At 35.4% G+C, this 22,819-nt stretch carries 13 protein-coding genes; 5 read left to right on the top strand and 8 right to left on the bottom strand.

Annotation, left to right across the window (positions count from 1 at the left end):
* Positions 1–7: 7 nt before the first annotated feature.
* The 6 genes from BELBA_RS17390 to fmt form a co-directional block, all read right to left on the bottom strand.
* Entirely contained in the window at positions 8–1,318 is a 1,311-nt protein-coding gene (locus BELBA_RS17390) for a dihydrolipoamide acetyltransferase family protein (RefSeq protein WP_014773987.1), read from the bottom strand.
* A gap of 82 nt (positions 1,319–1,400) precedes the next feature.
* Positions 1,401–2,666 carry a competence/damage-inducible protein A gene (locus BELBA_RS17385; RefSeq protein ID WP_014773986.1) on the bottom strand — a complete coding sequence of 422 codons (1,266 nt, stop codon included), beginning with the start codon at positions 2,664–2,666 and terminating at the stop codon, positions 1,401–1,403.
* 61 nt (positions 2,667–2,727) lie between these two features.
* Positions 2,728–3,513, bottom strand: a complete 786-nt coding sequence (locus tag BELBA_RS17380) for an SDR family oxidoreductase (protein ID WP_014773985.1) — start codon at positions 3,511–3,513, stop codon at positions 2,728–2,730.
* Positions 3,510–4,010, bottom strand: coding sequence for a dihydrofolate reductase (locus BELBA_RS17375; protein WP_041779750.1), 501 nt, complete (start codon positions 4,008–4,010; stop codon positions 3,510–3,512). The genes BELBA_RS17380 and BELBA_RS17375 overlap by 4 nt, the downstream gene beginning before the upstream one ends.
* Before the next feature lie 140 nt (positions 4,011–4,150).
* Entirely contained in the window at positions 4,151–5,071 is a 921-nt protein-coding gene (locus BELBA_RS17370) for a DUF4412 domain-containing protein (protein WP_014773983.1), read from the bottom strand.
* 429 nt (positions 5,072–5,500) lie between these two features.
* Positions 5,501–6,427 carry a methionyl-tRNA formyltransferase gene (fmt, locus tag BELBA_RS17365; RefSeq protein WP_014773981.1) on the bottom strand — a complete coding sequence of 309 codons (927 nt, stop codon included), beginning with the start codon at positions 6,425–6,427 and terminating at the stop codon, positions 5,501–5,503.
* A 360-nt stretch (positions 6,428–6,787) separates the two neighbouring features.
* Between fmt and BELBA_RS19175 the strand changes: the two genes are divergently transcribed.
* From BELBA_RS19175 to BELBA_RS17340, 4 genes are all read left to right on the top strand, one after another.
* A complete protein-coding gene (locus BELBA_RS19175; protein WP_157466119.1) occupies positions 6,788–7,099 on the top strand; it encodes a hypothetical protein in 312 nt (103 codons plus the stop codon).
* 119 nt (positions 7,100–7,218) lie between these two features.
* Positions 7,219–8,379 carry an efflux RND transporter periplasmic adaptor subunit gene (locus BELBA_RS17350; protein ID WP_014773979.1) on the top strand — a complete coding sequence of 387 codons (1,161 nt, stop codon included), beginning with the start codon at positions 7,219–7,221 and terminating at the stop codon, positions 8,377–8,379.
* A gap of 23 nt (positions 8,380–8,402) precedes the next feature.
* Complete coding sequence (locus tag BELBA_RS17345) at positions 8,403–11,555, top strand: efflux RND transporter permease subunit (protein ID WP_014773978.1); 3,153 nt, start codon at positions 8,403–8,405, stop codon at positions 11,553–11,555.
* The gene (locus BELBA_RS17340; RefSeq protein ID WP_014773977.1) at positions 11,552–13,012 is read left to right on the top strand and encodes a TolC family protein; all 1,461 of its coding nucleotides are present in this window, start codon (positions 11,552–11,554) and stop codon (positions 13,010–13,012) included. Before BELBA_RS17345 ends, BELBA_RS17340 begins: the two co-directional genes overlap by 4 nt.
* Before the next feature lie 225 nt (positions 13,013–13,237).
* On the opposite strand, the gene BELBA_RS17335 is transcribed toward BELBA_RS17340, so the two are convergent.
* Together BELBA_RS17335 and BELBA_RS17330 are read right to left on the bottom strand one after the other, a co-directional pair.
* The gene (locus BELBA_RS17335) at positions 13,238–16,189 is read right to left on the bottom strand and encodes a S9 family peptidase (RefSeq protein ID WP_014773976.1); all 2,952 of its coding nucleotides are present in this window, start codon (positions 16,187–16,189) and stop codon (positions 13,238–13,240) included.
* 15 nt (positions 16,190–16,204) lie between these two features.
* Positions 16,205–18,364: a S9 family peptidase gene (locus BELBA_RS17330; protein WP_014773975.1), complete on the bottom strand. Its 2,160-nt coding sequence runs from the start codon at positions 18,362–18,364 to the stop codon at positions 16,205–16,207.
* 103 nt (positions 18,365–18,467) lie between these two features.
* On the opposite strand from BELBA_RS17330, the gene BELBA_RS17325 reads away from it, so the two are divergent.
* The gene (locus BELBA_RS17325) at positions 18,468–22,787 is read left to right on the top strand and encodes a PAS domain S-box protein (RefSeq protein WP_014773974.1); all 4,320 of its coding nucleotides are present in this window, start codon (positions 18,468–18,470) and stop codon (positions 22,785–22,787) included.
* The last annotated feature ends 32 nt before the right edge of the window (positions 22,788–22,819 follow it).

The following is a 22,819-nucleotide window of genomic DNA, read 5'->3' as shown; positions in this document are numbered from 1 at the left end:
TTAACTTTTATAATTCTGTATCTAAATTAAACTCTTCGAGATAATCAGCTACTCTTTTGACAAACATTCCTCCAAGTGAGCCATCCACGACACGATGGTCATAAGAATGAGAAAGGAACATTTTGTGCCTAATTGCAATTACGTCTCCCGTTGGTGTTTCTACGACAGCGGGTTTTTTCGTAATTGCCCCAACTGCAAGTATTGCAACTTGTGGTTGCATGATAATTGGTGTTCCCATCACATTTCCAAAAGAACCTACATTCGAAATTGTATAAGTTCCACCACCAAGTTCATCAGGTGAAAGCTTGTTATTTCTTGCTCTCAAAGCCAAATCATTAACTTTTTTGGAAAGTCCAGTTAAGTTAAATTGATCAGCATTTTTAATATTTGGGACAATCAAATTGCCACTTGGTAAGGCTACAGCAATGCCAATATTGATGTCTTTTTTCTTGATAATTTTGTCTCCGTCCACAGAAATATTAATCATTGGAAAATCTCTGATCGCTCTTGCAACAGCTTGAACAAAAAACGGAGTAAATGTTAATGCTTCACCTTCCTTTTTCTTATAGGCATCTTTTACCTTATTTCTCCAAAGCACAATATTAGTCACATCTGCTTCAACAAATGAAGTCACATGAGGTGAAATTCTTTTAGAATCTAACATTCTTTGCGCAATCATCTTACGCATTCTGTCCATTTCTATGATTTCATCACTTGCAGAGATACTCACCTCTGCTTTCGGCATTGGTGCGCTTGCAGAAGGTTTTGCGTTGGAAATGGAATCCGTTGGTTTAGGCTGATTTCTATTTTTAATATATCCTAGAATATCATTTTTAGTAACTCTCCCATCCTTACCTGTTCCTGATATAGAAGAAAGCTCTGATTTTGAAATATTCTCTTCTTTGGCAATACTCTGAACCAGAGGCGAGTAGAATCTATCATCACCTGACACAGGTTCATTTTTTGAATTTTCTGATACAAGAGTGGCAGTTTGAGCTGGAGCGGCAGCAATCAATGCTTCTTTTGGAGAAGATTCTTCTTTTGCTGGACTTTTACTTTGTTCGTTGGAGACCTCACCTTCAGTTTCGATGATTGCAATTGGTGCGCCTACAGCCACTACATCTCCTTCTTTTACCAAAATTTGTTTTAAAATCCCACCTTGGGTAGCAGGAACTTCCGTGTCAACTTTATCTGTAGCAACTTCTAGAACAGATTCATCTTGCTCTATTGTATCACCTTCTTTTTTAAGCCAAGTTAGGATGGTTCCCTCTATAATGCTTTCACCCATTTTGGGCATTATCATTTCTACAGTTGCCATGTTTTATTATTTAATTGGGTTTATTTCTGACTTTTAAAATTAAATTTTATTTTATGTATTACAAAATCATTTATTAAAATTTTTATTCTGTTTTTCCAATAATGCATAATCTGAGCATATTGAGTGCTGCTACTGCTGTCAGTTGAATATTTAGAAGACGGTCTTGAGTTAGCTGGAGTTTTTTTGTAATTGTTTTTCCCTCCATGGCACAGGCTATCCAAACTGTTCCTACTGGTTTTTCTGCCCAACCTCCATCAGGACCTGCTATTCCACTACTTGCTATCCCAAAATCAGCATCAAATTTCTTTCTGATTTGCTCAGACATTTGAATGACTGTTTGTTCACTTACAGCTCCAAAGATTTTTAAAGTTTCTAGATCCACATGCAAAATCTTATTTTTGAATTCATTATGATAAGGTATTAATGCCCCTTGGAAATATTTGCTACTTCCTGGTATGCTCGTAATTAGATGGGATATAAATCCTCCAGAACAACTTTCCGCTAAAGCTACTTTTTTGTCAGCTTGCTTAAGGAGCCTACCTATCGCTTCCTCAAGTGTTTCTTTATTGTAACCAAAGATGTATTTATCAATCTTAGGTTTTACCTTATCAATTTGAGTCTCAACAGCTGCTTGGAGTTCATCATAATCATCTCCAAAGGCAGTAAGCCTCAGCTTTACTTGTCCCAAAGATGGTAAATAAGCCAATTTGATGTTTTCTGGTAAGTTATTTTCCCAATCACTGATCAAATCTGCTAGCCAACTTTCGCCAATTCCTACCGTTTTGATTACCTTATGATAGATGATGGGGAGTGGAAATGTCTCTTTGATTTTGGGAATGACAAAGTCTGTCATCAGCTTCTTCATTTCATGTGGTACGCCTGGCATTGACATCCATACAGTGTCATTTTCTTCAAACCACATTCCAGGAGCGGTGCCTACTTCATTAGGGACGTAGGTGCATTTTGTTGGAAGATGTGCTTGAAGTCTATTCAAATCCGTCAATTCTCTGCCTCTTTTTTCGAAAAAAGTCCGCACAGCTTCTAAAGCTTCTGGTACGAGTTGAATGTCACAATTAAAATATTCGGCTAAAAGCGGTTTGGTCAAATCGTCATTTGTAGGGCCAAGTCCACCTGTCATCAATACGATATCTGCGCGCTTTTCTGCATCCGCAAAAGCAGCCATCATAGACGTTTTATTATCCCCAATTGTTGTTCTTCTTATTACTCTTACTCCTATTTTATCTAACTCTTGGCTAATCCAATGACTATTTGTATCGGCTATTTGTCCATAAAGCAATTCATCTCCGATAGCCAAAATCTCTGCTTTTATTTCTTTATACTTGGTCATTTATTTAGATCATTTTTTAAAGTAAATGCTTACTTGAAATCTCTTATTTATGAATTGCTATTTATCTTACTTTCGCTTTTCGGATCAATTTCGAGAAAAGGCTAGGGAAGAACCGTTTTAAATAGACAGCATAGGTCTCTTTACCCCCAACTAGGATTTCTTCTTTATGTTTCTCAATTCCCTTTCTGATTGCTTTTGCGCAGGATTCGGGTGACATTCCCTTGTTTTGGGCATCATCCATTTCATTCAATGGAGTGCCATCCCCCGTCAAAGCATTGATAGAGACATTTGTTTTGATGAACCCTGGACAAATCATTGTAACTCTAATGTTTTTTTTGAAATTCTCGGCTCGGAGGGAATCAAAAAAACCGTGAAGGGCATGTTTTGCGCCAGCGTAAGAGGATCTATATGGAGAACCAAATTTCCCAACTAAACTGCTGATTACAGCAAATTGCCCTTTTTGTCGAGAAATAAAATGGGGCAGCAAGGTTTTACTCAAAGCAATAGTACCAAAGTAATTGATTTCCATGATTTTACGATCAACCTCTAAACTCGTATCTGCTGCTAGGGATCTTTGGCTGATTCCGCCATTGTTAATTAACAAATCAATATGACCAAATGCTGAGATGGCTTGCTCAACTAGAACATTGAAATTTTCATTTTGCTCCAGATCTAAAGGCAAAACAAAAATATCATTCGGGTTTTTAGCTCTTCCTTTTACACTTTCTAAGGCCTCTTTTTTTCTAGAAGAGATGATCACTTTATAATCTTTATTTGCGTATTCATAAACCAAAGCCTCTCCGATTCCAGAGGATGCGCCTGTAATCCATACTACTTGATTCTTCATGATTTAACTCTTTTATAAGTTACAAATTCAAAGTTAAATTCATTTTTATCATCTTTGGAAAATTGCTCACTTTGTTCTTTTCTCCACTCCAAAAGACTGAATTCAGGAAAAAAAGCATCTCCTTCTGGATTTGCATCTACTTCTGTGATCAACATTTCATCACACAAGGGAATGGATTCACTGTAAATTTGTGCACCACCTATGATATAAATCTGATCTAGGTTTTTGCTTATGCAAAGTCTTATTGCTTCATCTAAAGAGTGAACGACATGATGACCTTCGGGTACCTCAAAATTTTTGTTTCTTGTGATGACTATTGAAGTTCTGTTAGGTAAAGGTTTCCCCATAGATTCATAGGTTTTTCTACCCATAATGATGTGATGACCTGTTGTTATTTTTTTGAAAAGTTTCAAGTCAGAATGAAGTCTCCATATCAACTGATTGTCTTTCCCGATAACATTATTATGTGCCTTGGCAACTATTAATGATATTTTCAATGCTTTCTTTGTAAGTTTAGCATACAAGATACCAAGGATTTTCAAGCCAAAAAATCAATTTCGACAAACTCTAAAAAGAAATTAATTTTGAATATTTTCAAGAAGATATAAGGAATGAGAAAATTTTGCGAAGAGGAGTCTTATTGCTTTGATTTTAAGATGTTTGGATATTCCTGAATGTCAAATGTGATTTTGGAAGTATCGTTGATTTCAGTGATTGTGATTTCTGATTTTGATTGATCTAATTTGCTCTCAAAATACATTTCCATCATGTGACCATTAGGAATATTTTCCATCGATTTTGATTGATAGTTTGAGAAGTTGATTAGTGGATTACTCTGACCCCAAAAAGCTGCACTTCCTTCGATTGGTTTGTCTGTAATCCAATATGTAGCAATCCCATCCTCAGAATCAGCGACATATTCCTCACACCCGTAACCATGAATGATTTTTTTATTTCCTGTTTTTTTAAGTTCAAAATTTTCATTTTCTAAGTCTTTTTCCCAATCTTCAAAATCCCCATTTTCAGTCATTTTTGTGAAATCGTATGCATATGCCATGCTGCTTTTTTCACCATTAGCATCCAAAAGAAAAATTGAAGCATTTCTTTCCAAATCATAAATTAGGATTGTTTTGCCTGAACTGTTTTTATCACGGTTCTCAAATTCCATAGCTACAGTTTTTCCGTCCTGATCAAAAAAAGTTTTCATTTGAAATGGATCTTGAGTTTTGCCATTTTCATCGGTACTCTTGATAAGCATATTGGAATATCCCTGAAATCTATATTCTGATGCAGTCTCTACATCCATAGAAATGCCTTCAAGGATTTTATTCATATCAAAGCCCCCTCCCGATGGCATTTCAGGACCGTATATGTCTTGAAAAGCTTTCTCTAGTTGCCTTTGAGCGATTTTCTCTGCTTCTTTTTCTACTCTTTTTTCTAGTGCGTTTCCAAGCCCTTTGGAGGCTGCTTGCTTAAGCCTATTTCCAAGTTGTGCCTTTGATTCAAACGATAAAGCAATGATAAAAATAAAGAGCAAAAGTCTTATTAAATTCTTCATAATAAATAGGTTTTTATTTATAAAAATAAAGGTAAGATTTAGCTTGTGTAAAGTCAAAAAAAATGATGTGATATTCTACTATTTTATTTGCGGAAATCATTGTAGGATAATCCCTTACGAATGGTTTTACTCTTTGAAAAGGGCAACCAATCTCCTCAAAACCCATAATTCACACCTCAATTATTGAGCATTCCAATGCAATTTAAAATTTACAAGAATTCTTGTCATATTTAAAATCTTTCTTGTTTTTCAATAACATTTGTTTGTCCGCAATTATACAGCTATGTGCTTCTATTACCTATAATATTGCGGATAATAATTGTCTGCGGTTCACTATACAGATTTGCGCTGCGGCGCAGCTTTCCAAATATAAGATTTCGATTATTTTTAAATGGTATCTGGAGAGAGTTGGCTTTTTTTATCTTATTTTTAGTCAAACTTATTGCCTCTTAGGAAGTCATCTATCGCCATTCTTTTTTTGCCTTCAATTTGCAGTTCTAAAATGTCTATTGCATCCTCCCCGCATTTGAATGTTAGTTGTGACTTTCCGTCTGTTTTGAATGCTCCAGGATTGAGATTAGGGAGGCTTTCTTTGTTTATTTTAGTTTTGAAAATTTTACAATTTTTTTCATTTAAAATAGTCCAAGCAGCTGGATAGGGAGATAAACCTCTTACCAAATTGTGAATATCAAATGCGGATTTTTCCCAGTCTATTTGACAGGTCTCTTTATAAATTTTGGGAGCGTGATGTTTGGCTAGGCTTTCATCTTGAGGAAGCGGTGTGATGTCTCCTTCTGCTACTGCTTCGATGGTTTTGAGAACCAATAAGGATCCTTTTTTCATTAATTTTTCGTACAAAGTTCCAATATTATCATCCTCAAGAATAGCTTCCTTTTCTTGAAAAATAATGCTTCCAGTATCAATTTCATGTTTTAGAAAAAATGTCGTCACACCAGTTTCTTTTTCACCGTTGATAATTGCCCAATTGATAGGGGCGGCTCCTCGGTAATTGGGTAGAAGAGATGCATGAAGATTAAAAGTCCCTCGTGGCGGCATATTCCAAACAGCTTCAGGTAACATCCTAAATGCAACCACAACCTGAATATCTGCTTTAAAACCTGCTAGTTCTTTTAAAAATTCAGGAGATTTGAGATTAGTAGGTTGTAAAACCGGGATATTGAGTTTCACAGCGGATTCTTTGACAGGAGAAGGGATCATTTTTTGACCTCTTCCTTTGGGTTTGTCTGGTGCAGTTATCACTGCTACAACATTCCAACCATTTTTATTTAATAACTCCAAAGAGGGGACTGCAAACTCAGGAGTTCCCATATATATGATTCTTAGGTCTTTTTTCATGTTCATATTTTAATTGTTTCAAAGTTCTAAAGTATTAGCTTATCTAAAAATCCAAACTGCGTTTATCTTGAAAGTTAATTTTATTGGGCCTTTTATTTAAAATTTCATACAAATGATTTTTTAAAATTTTATTTTTATTGTGAAATAAAAACATGTGTTTTCTTGCTTTTAATCCTTTAAAGTCAAAATATATATTTCTTATTTTATTTCTTTTTTCAACATCATTTTTCAAAAAAAATCAAAAATAAATTCCACTAATATAAATTTTAAGCTGAATTTTTAAAATTTGATTAATTTTGTTTCATGTTTCAAAAATTGAGAATAAGCTTTGCCCGACAAATACAGTTTTTAACTGTGTTCATGGCTTTATTTTTCTCAAGCTTAGCAGTCATAGATAGCTTTGATAAAGTTGATAAGTCAGTTTTTCAAGGTGAGTTTATAGAAGCTTTAGACTTTGATTATTTTGATTTTCCTGAGACATTTTTAAGAAATCAATCTTTAACCAAAGTAATTAAAATTAAACGAATCGAGATCACAAAAGTATTTGATTACTTAGTTCCTTTCGTTGAACCAAAGGCGGAGTTTATCCTTATAACTTTTCTAAATTTTACAGGTGATTTACCATATTTTCAATTGGTTTTGGAGAAAATAATATCCTCCAATGCTCCCTGAAGTCACTTTGTTTTTAAATTTTATTTGCTCTTAAGTTCTTCATCGTAAGAAGTTTAATTATTCATTTATCTCTCAATCTTATGAATTCCAAAGGTTTGTTTAAATCTAATGGGAAGATCATGCATTTGAACTTCTCAAAAAGTATTTTCAGTTTCTCTTTCTTAGCTGCTGTCATTTTAACTTCTTGTCAGTCAGGAAATGGAAAGAATCAATCTAATGTGATCCTAGCAGATATTCCTGTGCTAGATCTTCAACCAAAATCTATCGAAGTCCCAAAGACCTATGTTGCAGATCTTCAAGCTGTTCAATTTGTAGAAGTAAGGGCTAAAGTAGAGGGTTTTGTAGATAAAATTTACGTGGACGAAGGTCAAACTGTCAAAAAAGGGCAGCCACTTTTTCAATTGACCTCGAATGAATTCAATGAGATGGTTAATTCTGCAAATGCTAAATTGATGCAAGCTAGAGCAGAGGCTAAATCTACTGCACTTGAAGTTGAAAGACTCAAAATTTTGGTAGATAAAAAGATCATTTCTCCATCTGAGTTAGAATTGGCAAGAGCAAAAAACTCTGTGTCTCAATCTGCAATTCTTGAAACAGAGGCATTGCTAAAAAATGCTCAAACCGGATTGTCTTACACTACGATCAGAGCACCTTTTGATGGGATAGTTGATCGAATCCCTTATAAAACAGGAAGTTTAGTCACAGCAGGTGACCTTTTAACTAATATCACAGATATTTCTGAGGTATTTGCTTACTACAAAGTCACAGAAAACGAATATCTCAAATATATGCGAGATAGACTGGAGTCAAAAAAAATGTCAGCTTTAGAAGAAGATGAAGTCGTTTCTTTAATCCTTTCTGATGGACAGACCTATCAATATTCAGGTAAATTAGAAACTATGGAGGCAGATTTTGAAAAAGGTACGGGATCGATTGCCTTTAGAGTAAGATTTCCTAATCCAGATAAGCTGATTAAACATGGCGCTAGTGGTAAAATCCAAATGGATAATACTTTGGAGAATATATTTCTTATCCCCCAAAAATCAACTTTTGAGATTCAAGATTATAGCTATGTCTATATTTTGGATAAAGACAATAAAGTAAGAGTAAGAAGTTTTGTTCCACTTCAAAGATATGGTGTGTATTATATTTCAGATAGTTTTGAACCTGGAGATAAGATAATTTTTGAAGGTATTCAGCAGTTGAAAGATGGCATGGAAATCATTCCTATGCGTGTTTCTGAAAAGGAAGCTTATGATACTTTGGTAAATGCTTTTTAATAGGTTAATAAAAAGACAAAATCATGTTTGAATTATTCATTAGAAGGCCAATACTTTCTACAGTAATATCTGTATTTATTACCCTTTTAGGACTATTGGCATTGACATCTTTACCGATAACACAGTTCCCTGAAATCGTACCACCCTCAGTGACTGTCACTGCTAAATACACAGGTGCAAATGCAGAGGTGTTGTCCAAAGCTGTAGCTACTCCTTTAGAGCGTGCCATCAACGGTGTACCCGGGATGAGTTATATGACTTCTGTCAATACAAATGATGGCATAACCTTGATCAATATTGTATTTGAAGTAGGAACTGATCCAGATCAAGCAGCGGTCAATGTACAGAATAGGGTTGCCACGGTATTGGATGAGCTCCCTGAAGAGGTGATTAGAGCTGGAGTACAGACAGAAAAGGAAGTAAATAGTATGTTGCTTTACCTTAATTTGATGACTTCAGATACGACGCAGGATGAGAAGTTTGTTTATAATTTTGCTGATATTAATATACTTCCTGAACTAAAAAGAATTGATGGGGTTGGTTTTGCTCAAATAATGGGCTCAAGAGATTATGCCATGCGAGTTTGGCTTAATCCTGATCGTCTTGTTGCATATAATTTGACTCCTCAAGATGTAACAGAAGCTATCCGAAATCAAAATGTGGAAGCAGCTCCAGGAAAGTCAGGTATATCTTCGGATAGAGATCCTCAAGCCCTTCAATATGTCTTGAGATATACCGGGAAATTTAATCAAGAAATTGATTTTGAGAATATTACTTTGAAAGCATTGCCAGATGGTTCTTTGCTTAAGTTAAGAGATGTGGCCGAGGTGCAGTTTGATTCTCAAGATTATAATATGGTTTCGATGACTGATGGAAGACCTTCGGCATCTATTATGATCAAACAGCGTCCTGGGTCTAATGCTAGAGAAGTGATAGACAATATCAAAGCTAAGATGGAAGAGCTTCAGGTTTCTTCATTCCCACCAGGAATGGAGTTTAACTATTCCTATGATGTTTCAAGGTTTTTAGATGCTTCAATTTTTGAAGTGATTAAGACTTTGGTAGAAGCTTTTATTTTAGTTTCGATCGTGGTTTTTATATTCCTTCAAGATTTTAGATCAACTTTGATTCCGGCCATAGCTGTACCAGTATCTTTGATTGGTACGTTTGCATTTATGCAATTATTTGGGTTTTCAATTAATTTATTAACTCTTTTTGCTTTGGTTCTAGCAATTGGAATTGTCGTGGACAATGCCATCGTTGTAGTTGAAGCTGTTCATGTAAAGATGCATGAGTTAAAGTTAAATGCGCTGGAAGCTACATTAGAAGCAATGAAAGAAATTGGCGGAGCTATTGTTGCGATTACTTTAGTGATGTCAGCAGTATTTATTCCAGTGAGTTTTCTGTCAGGTCCTGTTGGGATATTTTACAGACAGTTTTCTCTAACTTTAGCCATTGCTATAGTTATTTCAGGGATCAATGCTTTGACACTTTCTCCTGCCTTATGTGCTTTGTTGTTAAGGCCTTCAGATGTAGAGCATGATCCAAAAAGTGGAATTTTGCAAAGGTTCTTTTTTAATTTTAATAAAAGGTACGATCAGCTTGCTGGTAAGTATGCAAGTGTAATCAAAAATATTGCGGGAAGAAGAACCATCACTTTTGGTGGATTAGTTCTGTTTTTTGGCCTTACCTATGGCGGATTATCAATAGTTCCTGGCGGATTTATTCCCAATGAAGATCAAGGGATGATTTATGTAAATGTGACAACTCCACCTGGTGCGACAGTTGAAAGAACTAGTGTAATTATGGATCAAGTGCAGGCCAGTCTCTTACCAATGGAAGAAGTTGAGACAATTTCTACACTGGCAGGATATTCGTTATTGACGGAGACTGCAGGAGCTTCTTATGGAATGGGAATGATCAACTTGGTCGATTGGAGTGACAGAGATAAAAATGTCAATCAGTTGATAGAGGATTATCAGGATAGAGTTTCTCATATCAAAGGAGCGGATGTTCAATTTTTCTCCCCACCACCTGTTCCCGGCTTTGGTAATGCTTCAGGATTTGAATTGAGACTTCAAGATAAGACAGGAGGGAATCTTGAAGTTATGGCACAAGTTAGCCAAGAGTTTGTAGAGACTTTGAATAAGCGACCAGAACTTAAGGAGGTTTTCACCAATTTTGAGCCGAATTTCCCTCAATATATCATTAATGTAGATCATGATAAGGCTGCAAAGCTTGGTATTTCTGTCAATGATGCAATGGAAACACTTCAGAGTTATGTGGGGAGTTTTTATTCTTCCAATTTCATTAGGTTTGGACAGATGTACAAAGTGATGATACAAGCTGCACCTGAATACAGGACATCTCCTGAGTCAATTCTGAGTATGTACACAAAGAATGATCGTGGGCAGATGGTTCCCTATTCCAACTTTATTACACTTGAAAGAGTCTATGGTCCAGAGCAATTGTCTAGATACAATATGTTTACATCAGCTTTGATTAGTGGTGATGCAGCTGATGGTTTTTCTTCAGGGGATGCAATCAAAGCTGTAGAAGAGGTTGCTATGCAAACTCTGCCAAGAGGTTTTGATACAGACTGGTCAGGAATTACAAGAGAGCAAATTGCTTCGGGTAATCAAGCTATTTATATCTTTTTGATTTGTCTGCTATTCGTATATCTGCTGCTTTCAGCTCAATATGAAAGTTATTTCCTTCCACTTCCTGTGATTTTATCTCTTCCGGCAGGGATTTTTGGATCCTTTTTATTCCTCAAAATGACTGGTTTAGAAAATGATATTTATGCACAAGTATCTTTGGTGATGTTAATTGGACTTTTGGGTAAAAACGCCATCTTAATTATAGAGATAGCTATTCAAAACAGAGCTAAAGGACTTTCAATACTACAAAGTGCAATCAATGGAGGAGTAGAAAGACTTAGACCAATTCTGATGACTTCTTTTGCATTTATCTGTGGTCTCATTCCACTGACCCTTGCATCAGGCGCTGGAGCAATAGGAAATAGAACGATCGGTACTGCAGCCGCAGGAGGGATGTTGATAGGGACATTGATTGGGGTATTTCTGATCCCAGGACTTTATGTAGTTTTTGAAACATTAAATTCAAAATTCAAGAAAAATGAAGTGCAAGTCGAAACTCAAAAACAAGTACAATGAAAAATAATTATAAAAATATAATCATTGCTTTAAGTACTGGGATTCTTCTGTTTTCATGTAAGGCACTCAAAAAAACTGAACAGGATCAGAACATAGCTTTACCGAGTACATTTGATCAATTGGAAGCTCTCGAATCAGATACTTTATTCAACATAAGCTTATTGAATTGGGAGAATTTTTTTGAAGATGAAAACCTGATTTCGCTTATCAATATTGCTTTGGATAACAATCAGGATAATTTAAAAACTTTGGAGCGAATCAAAATTGCGAGAGCAAATTATCGAATAGCTAAGGTTGGTTTTCTTCCAGAGGTAAATGGAATAGCAGGTGCTTCATCCAGAAAGTTTGGTGAATATACCATGGACGGAGTAGGGAATGCAGACTCCAACCTTTCGCCTACAGTGCCTGAGGATAAATTGATTCCAGACCCATATCGAGATTTTGTAATTGGTGCTCAATTCAATTGGGAATTGGATGTATGGGGAAAATTTAAGAATAAGAAAAAAGCTGCTGTGGCGAGGTTGATGGCTTCTCAGGACATGGCAAATCATGTTAAAACTTGGTTGATCACTGAGGTGGCCTCTGCATATTTTACATTACTTGGGCTTGATGAAGAGCTTAAAATCTTAGAAGAATATATCAGATTGCAGGAATTAGCTTTTAACTTAACTAAGGAATTGAAAGAAGCAGGAAAGGAAAATCAACTTGCATTAGATCAGTTTGAAGCGTTGATGCTTTATTCCAAAGGTCAATTGATAGAAAGACAAAGAGAGCTCCGTTCAGCAGAGTTATATTTATCAAGCTTGTTGGGAGTATATGATTTTGACCACCTTAGAGATGGTTTAGCTGATATAGATATGGGGTCAAAATTGATTCAGATTGGAATGCCTTCGCAGCTATTGGTGAATAGACCTGATATCAGAAGTTCGGAATTGGAATTAATAGCTGCAAAAGCTGACCTAAATGCAGCTAGAGCAGCATTTTTCCCCTCATTTAACTTATTTGGTATGGCTGGATTTAATGCTTTTGACTTTGGGAAATTATTTTTTAATCCTGCTTCGACAGCTTATCAGTTGGGGTCTGGATTGATGGCACCAATTTTCAACAGAAATGCAATTCGGATGTCATTTGAAGCAGCAAATTCTGAGCAAAAGATTGCTCTTTTAGCTTATGAGCAAACAGTATTCAAAAGTTATCTAGAGATCTTAGATTTAGTCAACTCAATAGATCAATATGCTAAGCAAACAGAATTGAAGGTTGAAGAAGTAACTGCTCAAAAAAGATCAGTTGATAATTCAAACGTGATGTTTTCTGTAGGATATGCTAATTATTTGGAAGTTACCAATGCCCAAAGAAGAGCTTTAGAGGCGGAAATTGAATTAGTAGAATTAAAAGTGAAACAATTGCAAACCAAAGCGAAGCTTTATAGAGCTCTTGGTGGAGGGTGGAACCAATGAAAATGAATCTAAAAAAAAGTCCCTATCAATAATAAAGACTTTTTTATTTGTTGGATAAGATCCCACATAAAACTTAAACACCTAATAGATTTACTCTAAAAAGCACCTCAAATATGGAGAAAAAAAATTCACCAAAAAATACCTATATGTAGGTATTTTTTGGTGAATTTAATTAAAATATTTATATAAATAATTTATTTTTTTTATATAAATACTCTCAATTATTTAGTTGTTTATAAACACTCGAGTCTCTAAATGCTCTTCTAATTTAAGTTTGTCAACACCAGAAGCAATCCAATCTGGTGCCTCTGTTCCTTTGAGATGATGGTCAAAGAATTCCATCATTCTCACACTATAATCTTTTCTATTTTCAAGTTTGGAAAGTCCATGATTCTCTCCTTTGTATTGAACCATTATGACAGGTTTTTTCAATCTTCTTAAGGCATTATAATATTCAATACCTTGAGTAAAATCTACTGCGCCATCTTTATCATTGTGCAACATCAGTAATGGAGTTTTTACATTTTTCACATGGTAAACTGGGGAGTTTCTTTGATATGATTCCCAATTTTCCCAAGGAGCTCCTTTGAATCGACCCTGAGAAGCTTCGAAAATAGACATATTTCCACCACCCGAATTCCAATAAATCAAATCATACATCGAGATCATATTGGTAAGCGGAGCACCTGCAGCAGCTGCCTTGAACATGTCGGTTTGAGTGATTAAGAAAGAAGTTTGATAACCACCCCAAGAGTGACCATGAAGTCCCATTCTGGATTCATCAATTACACCCGATTTAATCGCTTCTTTCACTCCCGGAAGCACGCACCATACCGCTGACATTCCCGGATCGTCCATTGTGTAAACAATATCTGGAATAAAGACTGCATAGCCATTACTTGTATAAATATTAGGATTCCATCCAGTTCCGCTAAATCCTGGTGCATTATAATTATGCAATGTCTGTGAAAGTTTCTCGTAGTAGTAAATGATCGTTGGATATTTTTTACCTTCTTGATAAGTAGCAGGTAAGAATAAGGCCCCCTGTAAAGAATCACCTTTATCTGATATGTAATCAATCAATTTTGCCCCAGAGGACCAAAGGTAATTCTCAGCATCAGGGGTGTTTTCTGATATTTGGGTCTGTTTGCTGATCTGAGAATCTGTCAAGAAAAATTCTGTAGGCTTATTGAATTTTTCTCTTGTGAAGTAAAAGACATCGGCAGACTTAGCTTTTGAAAACCTATTGATATTTGCATCTTCCCAAATTAAAGTTTTAACTCCCGCTTGTAGTCCTGATTTGCTTGGATCAATTTTTACAATGCCGCTTTTCTTTGATTTTTCTCCATAGGTTCTGAAATATTGTGCTTTTCTCCAGTCATAACCTTTCTCTTCGTCATCTAAGACAAATCGTGTTTGGTAGCGAATTTTTTCAGCTTTTCCATTTTTAGTTAAATTGATCGCTTTTTCTTTAGGATTGAGAGGAACTTGCCAAATATCCCAACCATCTCGAAGTAAAACATAATTGCTATCATGACTCCATCCAAGGCTTCCATGAAGTGGCTTGGTTACATTATGATCATCTTCAATGTCTACAAAAGTCGTTGGAAGAGATTCAGTTATATTGGTTTTGGTACCTTTTACTAAATCAAAAATGTAATAATGCCCATCTAGACCATACATCATTTTAGTTCCATCAGGAGAAGACCTAGGAAATGATGAATAAGAGGGAAGGTAGAATTTTTCGAAGAGCATTTTTTTCTCTCCAGTCGATAGGTCGACAATATAAATATCTCTATAATTCTGCCCATCTAAATTTATGTCTAATTCATAAGCAGACAAATCGGCCCCTAAAGCGTATTTTTCCTTAGGCATCAAAGATAATTCTTTCATACTGCTATCTTGCAAAGCAGTGTGTTTTGAAGATTTGAGATCAAACATTGCCCAAAAACTATAGTTCTTATCCTGATTCTCCAACACTTGCTGCCTAGATTGTAGCCTTGCGTCTTGCCAATGCCAGATAGTCATGTCAGGTTTTGTTAAGTCATCAGAAGAAGATGTGGGTTTCGTTTTAGAACTATCCGCTTTTGCGATTGCCTTTTGAAGATCTGAAATAGATTTGATTGAAGAATCTGCCATTATTTTAGCAAGCTTTTCTGCTTCTGCTTTTTTTACAGAATCTTCATTTACTTTTTTATTACTTTTTTCATCTTCTTTTTTTGCAAGTATCAGAGGATGAATTCCATAGAATAATTTACTCAAATCTTCAGACCACTGAGGCCTTCTGTTAGGGCTGATTGTATAGTCTTTTGAGAAATTGATGGAGTCTTTCAAAGGATCATATAAGGTAACCTGAGGGTTTGTTAGGCTTTTCACACCGATTATTTTTCCTTGATCTTGTTTAAATTTCTTGTCTTTAACCAATTTTAAAAGAGCAAATGCATCACCTTTTTCAGTCCAATTGATAGACTTATATGAAGCTGCATCGCTATCTAAAACTTGAGTAGTTCCATTGCTGACATTCATGAGATAGATCCCGTTTCCAGATTGATTGGCTGCGTCTACTGTGTAGGCAAGGTGAGTTCCTGTCTTGTTGAATGAAAATTCAAGTACATTACCCATGTTTTGTTTCACGCCTGTGGCAAGTTTTACTAAGAGTAGATCTGAGCCTTTTGCATCTCCGTTTGTCCCTTCTTTGGTTAGGTTCAAAGCGAGATGACTTGATGTTTCTCCATTGAATGAAAAGTTTGATACTTTGTCAAACTCTGTTTTCTTTTCATCAGTGAGGTTCAATAAAATAACTTTTTCAGAAAGTGGCTTTTTAGCTTTTTCATTCGCTTTTTTCTCTTTTTCTGTAGGGTATTCTTTGAAAGCAATCCATTTGCTATCATCTGAAAATGCCATATTTACAAAACTTGAAGAGCCTACTTTGTAAGTTTTTTTATACTCAGGATCATCTGTTTTCTTTATGATCAACTCTCCATCACCTTCCACTTGAAGCATGGCATAAGCCATCCACTTGCCATCGGGTGAGATTTTCACACTATTAGTAGAAATTGACTTCCATGAAGGAATGTCTTTCCAATCCATAGGTTTTGGAGCCTTCTCCTCTTGAGCATAGCTGTTGAATATCAACAGGAATGCTGCAAAGACATAAATCATTCTTTTTTTCATCATTTTTTGTTTTTGGTTTTAAGGATGAGTGACGTATCGTTCGAAAAATTCAATAATTCTCCCAATTCTGTCTATTCTTCTATGCACTGCTCCTGATCGTGACATTTCGTGTCCTTCCTCAGGATATCGTACATATTCTACTGGTCTTCCTAAGATTTTTAAGCTTTTGTAAAGAAGTTCGGACTGCCTAACTCCAGTTCGTAAATCAACATCTCCATGTTTGATTAGTAATGGAGTTTTGATATTCTGAACATAAGTTTGAGGACTGTTATAGTCCATGATTTCTTTCACTCCATCTTCCCATGGATAGCCAAAATGATTGGGAACTAATCTCCAAGCATTTCCTTCTCCCATGAAAAAGGTCAATTCGTAAACGCCTCTTTGAGAAAAAGCAGCTTTGAATCTATGATCATGACTTACTATCCAAGCTGTCAAATATCCAGCATAGGATCCTCCTGTTAGAAAATATTGATCTTTATTTATCCAATTATATTTTGAAGAAGCATCATCTAGCGAACCAAGTACATCTGCCGAAGGGCCATCTCCCCAATCTCTATAATTTCCTTTTTGAAAGGCTTTTCCATATCCACCGCTTCCTCTTGGGTTAGCATACACCACGCCATATCCCATGGCTGTCATCACTTGAAATTCATGCCACATTGATCCTTCTCCTGGTCCCCACATGGCAGAAGGGCCACCATGCATTTGCAAGACAGTTGGGTATTTCACTCCTTCTTTTTTATTCACTGGCTCCATTACCCAATAATCTACTTCAAATCCATCAGAGGTTTGGATTTGATGGGCGATAGGTTTAGAGATTTGTTTTCCTACTAACCAACTTTCATTGAATTTACTGACTTGCTGTGGGTTTTTATTTGCTAGATCCGAAACATAAAACTCTGAGGGGTTTTCGATTTTGATCAAGCTATATACCATCTTCTGACCCAAAATGTGAAGATTGCCAACTCCAACTGGACCTGTTATGATTGGGTCAATTTTTCCGTTATTAATATTTACTTTCCAAAGTGAGGTTCCTCCTTGATTACCTCCTGTAAAGTAGATAAACTGGCTATCTGCTGTCCACTGACCACTTGAAATACTTCTATCAAGAGATTCTGTCAACCATTTGAAGCCTGTTCCGTCTGCTTTCATCAAGCCAATCATGCTTTGATTGTAACTTGGTTCTTCTACATTTTGACCATTAACGAGAATCCATTTTCTATCAGGAGAAAAACTCGGATTTCCTATTCTATGATTGTCTAACCCAAAAAATTTACCTGATGCTTTAGTCTTTAAATCAATCTTCCATATTTCTGTATGTGAAGTTAGATCTGGGTGTTCATCATTTTTCAATGATGAAGCTAAAATATAGCTGGCATCAGGAGCCCATGTAGCTCCAAAATAACTTTGAAAACCTTGTGTCAACATCTCTGATTGTTGACTTTCAAAATCATAAACACCTAAATGTGAAAAGTATAAATCAGGGCTGAGATCTCTTTCTCCCAGAAAATTCAATCTGTCAATTACTCTTGGATCATTTTTAGCGGCATTTTTTGCTAACCAAGCACGAAGCTCCTCTAGGTTTCCATCAGGGTTTGGCTTTGTTTCTTCCATGCCAATTCCAGCATTTATAGCTTTATAGTTTGGTTCGTCGCCATATTCGCGACCGGGTCTTTGGTGCTCCCATTCTGGTCTTCCATCTATAGCCCAGATGGGTAAAGTCGAGGTAAATAGAATTTTCTTTCCATCAGGTGACCATTGAGGATTACTTGCACCATTCTTTTCATTGGTAAGCACCTGACTCTCGCCTCCATTGAGCGGAAGAATCCAAATTTGCGCTTTGCCATCTTTTGGTCTGACGTAGGCTATTTTAGAACCGTCTGGAGACACTGCAAATGATGATACATTATATTCACTTGAAGTGAGCATCCTGCTTTCAAATGGGCTAGAAAGTTCACTGATCCATATTTGGCTTTTGTAAGCATATTGCTCTTTCTCCGTATTTTCTATGTAGTTTTTGACAAAGACAACTTGCTTTCCATCAGGAAGGATTTGGTGGGAAGAAGTAGTGACTATTTGCGTCAAATCCGTGAGTTGGATCAACTCTTTGTTCTGTCCTACAGATACGTTCCAAATAAGGAAGAATAATAGGAAAAGGGTTTTTGTTTTTGAGTGCATTATATTAATATTAGTTGCAAATATGATTTAAAAGAATTTGTTGTAGTTTTAGACGCGAGAGCTAATGTAATCCCCTGTCTAAGATAAGAATCTATAATCGGAAATGAGTATATTCACTAAATTTGATATTTCTAATTTTTTTGATGAAATCTTCGATCCTCTTTTTGTTTTCAATAAAGAAGAGATCATCTATTTTAATAAATATTACAGAGAGCACTTCATTGATCAACCCGATGATTGGAGGTTCATTTTTGATGATTCTAAAATTCAGAAAGTAATTAACGATTTTTTTGATAAAGGAGAATTACCGAAAATGGAATATATTCAATCTCTTCAAAATTTTGAGGGGGAAATGAAGCGTTTTCAGTGGAAGTTTATCAACCTCCCATCCAGTTATCAAGAAAGAATTTTAGTGGTGCAAGGAAGATTAGTTTTCAATGAGAAAGAGTTCAAGCAATCTGCAAATTTACTTCTGGATAATACAGATAGGGATTTAAACTTAATTAAAAGTATTTTAAGGTATAGTCACGATATGGTTGCCATTCTAGATAAGCATGGTGTCTATAAATTTTTAAGTTCTTCAATCATTGATAAACTTGGGATTGATCCGGAAAAAATAATTGGAAAATCATATCTAGAATTTGTAAAGCAAGGCATAATTGAAATTCAGGAAGGTAGTTTCAATGAGATTTTGAAGACCAAAGAAGAAGTTAATTTAGATTTTATTGTTAGACTTCCCGGTAAGAAAAATATATACATTGAAAGTTTTGCAAGAAACTTAATTGATGACCCACAGATAGGAGGGGTTTTGTTTTCTGCAAGAGATATTACTACCTACAAAAAGGCTGAAAAATCACTTCAAAAGCGATACGAGCTAGAGAAATTGATAAATAGAATTTCAAAGAAATTTGTCAATGCCTCAATAGACCAAGTTGATCAAGTGTTCAATCAATCTTTGAAAATGCTAGGTGAATTTGAAAAAGCTGATCGAGCCTATATTTCTCTTTTGCATGAATTCAAAAGAGAAATAGAATATGCCTATGAATGGACGGCAGAGGGGATAGAGCCACAGATCGAGTTTTTAAAAAATATTCCATTTAGTGATGATTTATTGACAATCTCCTATCTCAAAAAGGGAAAGATTTTTATAATTCCAGATGTATCAAAAATGGATCCTGAATATGCTTATGAAAGAGATATTTATCTACAGCAGGGGATAGTTTCTGTTATTTTGATTCCAATTTTTTCCGAAAATAGACTGATTGGATTTTTTGGTTTGGATGCTGTAGGTGAAAAACGAGCATGGCATGAAAAAGATGAATATGTACTTGGCCAATTAGGAGATGTTTATGCAGGCACATTTATCAATAGATCTATCAAAAAAAGACTTGAAAGAAATGAAAACCTATTAGCTTCTACGGAGATTTTAGCTAAATCTGGATCATGGAGATTTAGCAATTCTAAAAAATTACTGTTTTTCTCTAAAGGGCTGAATAAAATTTTTGGTCTTGATGAATTGGTGTCTTCTGCAACGATTTCAGAATTGCTAAAGAAAATAGCCAAAGAAGATAGGTATGAATTGCTTTATAATGTCAATAAGGCCATCAATTCAAGAAGTCCGATTTCTGGAGAATTCAGCCTCAATGAAGACAACAGAAATAAATTTATAAGTTATAGTGTCGAAGTTAGACCTATTCATGGGACTTCAAATTTTGAGATTTATGGTTATTGTACTGATATCACTGATAAAAAAGATGCAGAGAAGTATCTAAAACTTCAGTCGCAAATTTTGGCTCAGGTCAATGACCCTGTATTCGTGACAGATAATCATCTAAAGGTTATTTACATGAATAAGGCGGCATCTAATGAAGTTCAATTGTCATTGAATGAAAAGTATGAGGGTAAAATTTCTGATTTGTTTGAATTTCAATTTTCAGAAAATACTGATCTAGATCAAATTATAGAAAGTTTACGAGAAGGGGATGAGTATAGAGAAGATATTTATATCAAGACATCTAGGGGTAAGCTTGAGCCTTTTGAGCTTTCAGTACAAGTATTTTCAAACGATCTTAAAGAGAAGTTAGGCTATTCATTTTTGATAAGAAATCTTTCGCAGCAGCTCAAACAGGAGGCTTTGGCTAAAAAAGCGCGAATGATTGTAGAAAATAGTTCAGCTGTATTGTTCACTGTAGATCCGAATGATCATTTTAGGATTATCTATATCACTGATAATATCAAGCAATTTGGGTACAATGCTCAAGAATTGATTAATTCAAACAGAAGTATATTGGATCTTTTACATCCTGATGATGCTTCTAGCCTTTTGAAATATCATAATGATAAGAAAAACGACCTTGGGGTTCCAGCATTCTCAGGAGAATACCGATTGAGAAAATCGGATGGAACCTATCGTTGGGTTGAAGATAAGACCCAAGAAGTATATGGTATTGATGGAGAAATCACCCTTCACGAAGGAATATTACAGGATATTACAGAAAGAAAGTTAAATAGAGAGGAAATGATTCGCTCCCAACAACGGTATCGTGTTTTGGCTGCAAACATTCCTCTGACCAATGTATTTCTAATTGATAAAAATCTTAGATACATCGTCGCAGAAGGTACAAATTTCGCTAATTGGGGAATGACCTCATCTGATTTTGAAGGTAAGACTCTTGAAGAAATTCATAGGTATAATTTACACGAAATCAAGCCTGCAGTGATGAGGTCATTTCAGAATAAGGAATTTGCTCAAAAAATCCTGATTTACAGGAAAAGAGTGTATGAAATGACTGTAAGACCTATTCTGCATGAAGGTGAGGTAGAATATGCTTTAGGAATAGTAAGAGATATAAATGAAGAGTTTGAAGCCAAGGAAAATTTAAGAGCAAACGAAGAAAAATACAGGACTTTGGTAGAAGAATCCACTGAAATTATCTTCTCTATATCATTGGATCTTCATCTTACCTATGTGTCCCCTAATGTAAAACAGTTTTTAGGCTACGAGCACCAGGAAGTTACATCAAGAAAACTAACAGAATTTCTACATCCAGATGATATGTTAGTTTTTGCTGAAATGCTCAATCAATCTGTTTCCGAAATTTTTGAAAACCACCAATATTTAGAATATCGACTAAGACATAAAAATGGAGATTATAAAGTTTTTAGTTCAAATGGTAGGTTAATAAAAGACGAGTTAGGCAATGTTCGACATTACACTGGGATAGCAAGAGATATTACGAAGCTTAAAGAAGCTCAAAGGGAGCTTTTTTATGCTAAAGAAAAAGCTGAACAAGCATCTACTATTAAATCTCAGTTTTTGTCCATCATGAGTCATGAGATCAGGACACCTATGAATGCAGTGATTGGTATGGCTCATTTATTAATAGAGGATGATCCTAGGCCTGACCAATTAGAGAACCTTAAGACTTTACAATTTTCCGCAGAAAACCTCCTTGGATTAATCAATGATATCTTAGATTATAATAAAATTGACTCTGGAAAGATAGAGCTTGAAAAAGTAGCTTTTGACATTGATATGGTATTCAATAGGATCATTCATTCTTACACCTATCAGGCGAGAGAAAAAAAATTGGATGTAAGCTTTGAACTAGATGCCGATCTCCCCAAAATAATGACAGGAGATCCAGTTAGATTGGCACAAGTTGCTAATAATTTGATTTCTAATGCTATAAAATTCACTGAGCGAGGCTTTGTAAAAATTTATTTAAAGAAAGTTTTTGAAAAGAAGGATTCTGTAAAAATACGTTTTGAGTTTGAAGACAGTGGTATTGGGATACCTGACGATAAGATTGCGACGATTTTTGAGGCATTTACTCAAGCTAGTACAGATACGACTAGAAAATATGGGGGCACAGGCCTAGGACTTGCAATTGTAAAAAGACTAGTCGAGTTGTTTGGTGGAACGATTTCAGTGAATAGAACATCTATTGGCGGTACCATTTTCAGTTTTGAAATCGAGTTTGATAAGCCGGAAACCCATTTGCTTGATAGAAAAGAAGATTATGTCAATACTCAGAAAAATTTATCTCATGCATCCATATTAGTCGCTGAAGACAATTTGGTAAATCAGATTATGATCAAGAAGTTTTTGAATAAATGGGGAGTAAAAGAAGTGGTCATGGCAAATGATGGAAATGAAGCAATAGAAGCGCTTGAAGGCAAAGAGTTTAATTTGATTCTTCTCGATCTTCAAATGCCAGAAAAGGACGGGTACGAAGTTGGTAGATACATTCGAGCACATGATGATGAAAAAATCAGAACGCTTCCCATTATTGCATTGACGGCATCTTCCTTGCTAGAGGTCAAAGATCAAATTGATGCTGTTGGGATGAATGACTACATTCCAAAGCCATTCAATCCTGATAATCTTTATGCAAAAATTATAAAATATATTCAAGCCTAGACAGATTGTAATCGTTTTTACTTGGGTTATTT

This window comes from Belliella baltica DSM 15883, assembly GCF_000265405.1.
Taxonomy (GTDB): Bacteria; Bacteroidota; Bacteroidia; order Cytophagales; family Cyclobacteriaceae; genus Belliella; species Belliella baltica.
The sequence above is the reverse complement of the archived record's forward strand: the minus strand, read 5'-3'. Positions and strand labels throughout refer to the sequence as shown.

Coding starts and splice junctions, on each gene's coding strand:
- BELBA_RS17330 (WP_014773975.1), bottom strand. CDS start 18,364: ATGCACTCAAAAACAAAAACCCTTTTCCTATTATTCTTCCTTATTTGG.
- fmt (WP_014773981.1), bottom strand. CDS start 6,427: ATGAAAAAAGACCTAAGAATCATATATATGGGAACTCCTGAGTTTGCA.
- BELBA_RS17345 (WP_014773978.1), top strand. CDS start 8,403: ATGTTTGAATTATTCATTAGAAGGCCAATACTTTCTACAGTAATATCT.
- BELBA_RS17380 (WP_014773985.1), bottom strand. CDS start 3,513: ATGAAGAATCAAGTAGTATGGATTACAGGCGCATCCTCTGGAATCGGA.
- BELBA_RS17390 (WP_014773987.1), bottom strand. CDS start 1,318: ATGGCAACTGTAGAAATGATAATGCCCAAAATGGGTGAAAGCATTATA.
- BELBA_RS17335 (WP_014773976.1), bottom strand. CDS start 16,189: ATGATGAAAAAAAGAATGATTTATGTCTTTGCAGCATTCCTGTTGATA.
- BELBA_RS17385 (WP_014773986.1), bottom strand. CDS start 2,666: ATGACCAAGTATAAAGAAATAAAAGCAGAGATTTTGGCTATCGGAGAT.
- BELBA_RS19175 (WP_157466119.1), top strand. CDS start 6,788: ATGGCTTTATTTTTCTCAAGCTTAGCAGTCATAGATAGCTTTGATAAA.
- BELBA_RS17325 (WP_014773974.1), top strand. CDS start 18,468: ATGAGTATATTCACTAAATTTGATATTTCTAATTTTTTTGATGAAATC.
- BELBA_RS17340 (WP_014773977.1), top strand. CDS start 11,552: ATGAAAAATAATTATAAAAATATAATCATTGCTTTAAGTACTGGGATT.
- BELBA_RS17370 (WP_014773983.1), bottom strand. CDS start 5,071: ATGAAGAATTTAATAAGACTTTTGCTCTTTATTTTTATCATTGCTTTA.
- BELBA_RS17350 (WP_014773979.1), top strand. CDS start 7,219: ATGCATTTGAACTTCTCAAAAAGTATTTTCAGTTTCTCTTTCTTAGCT.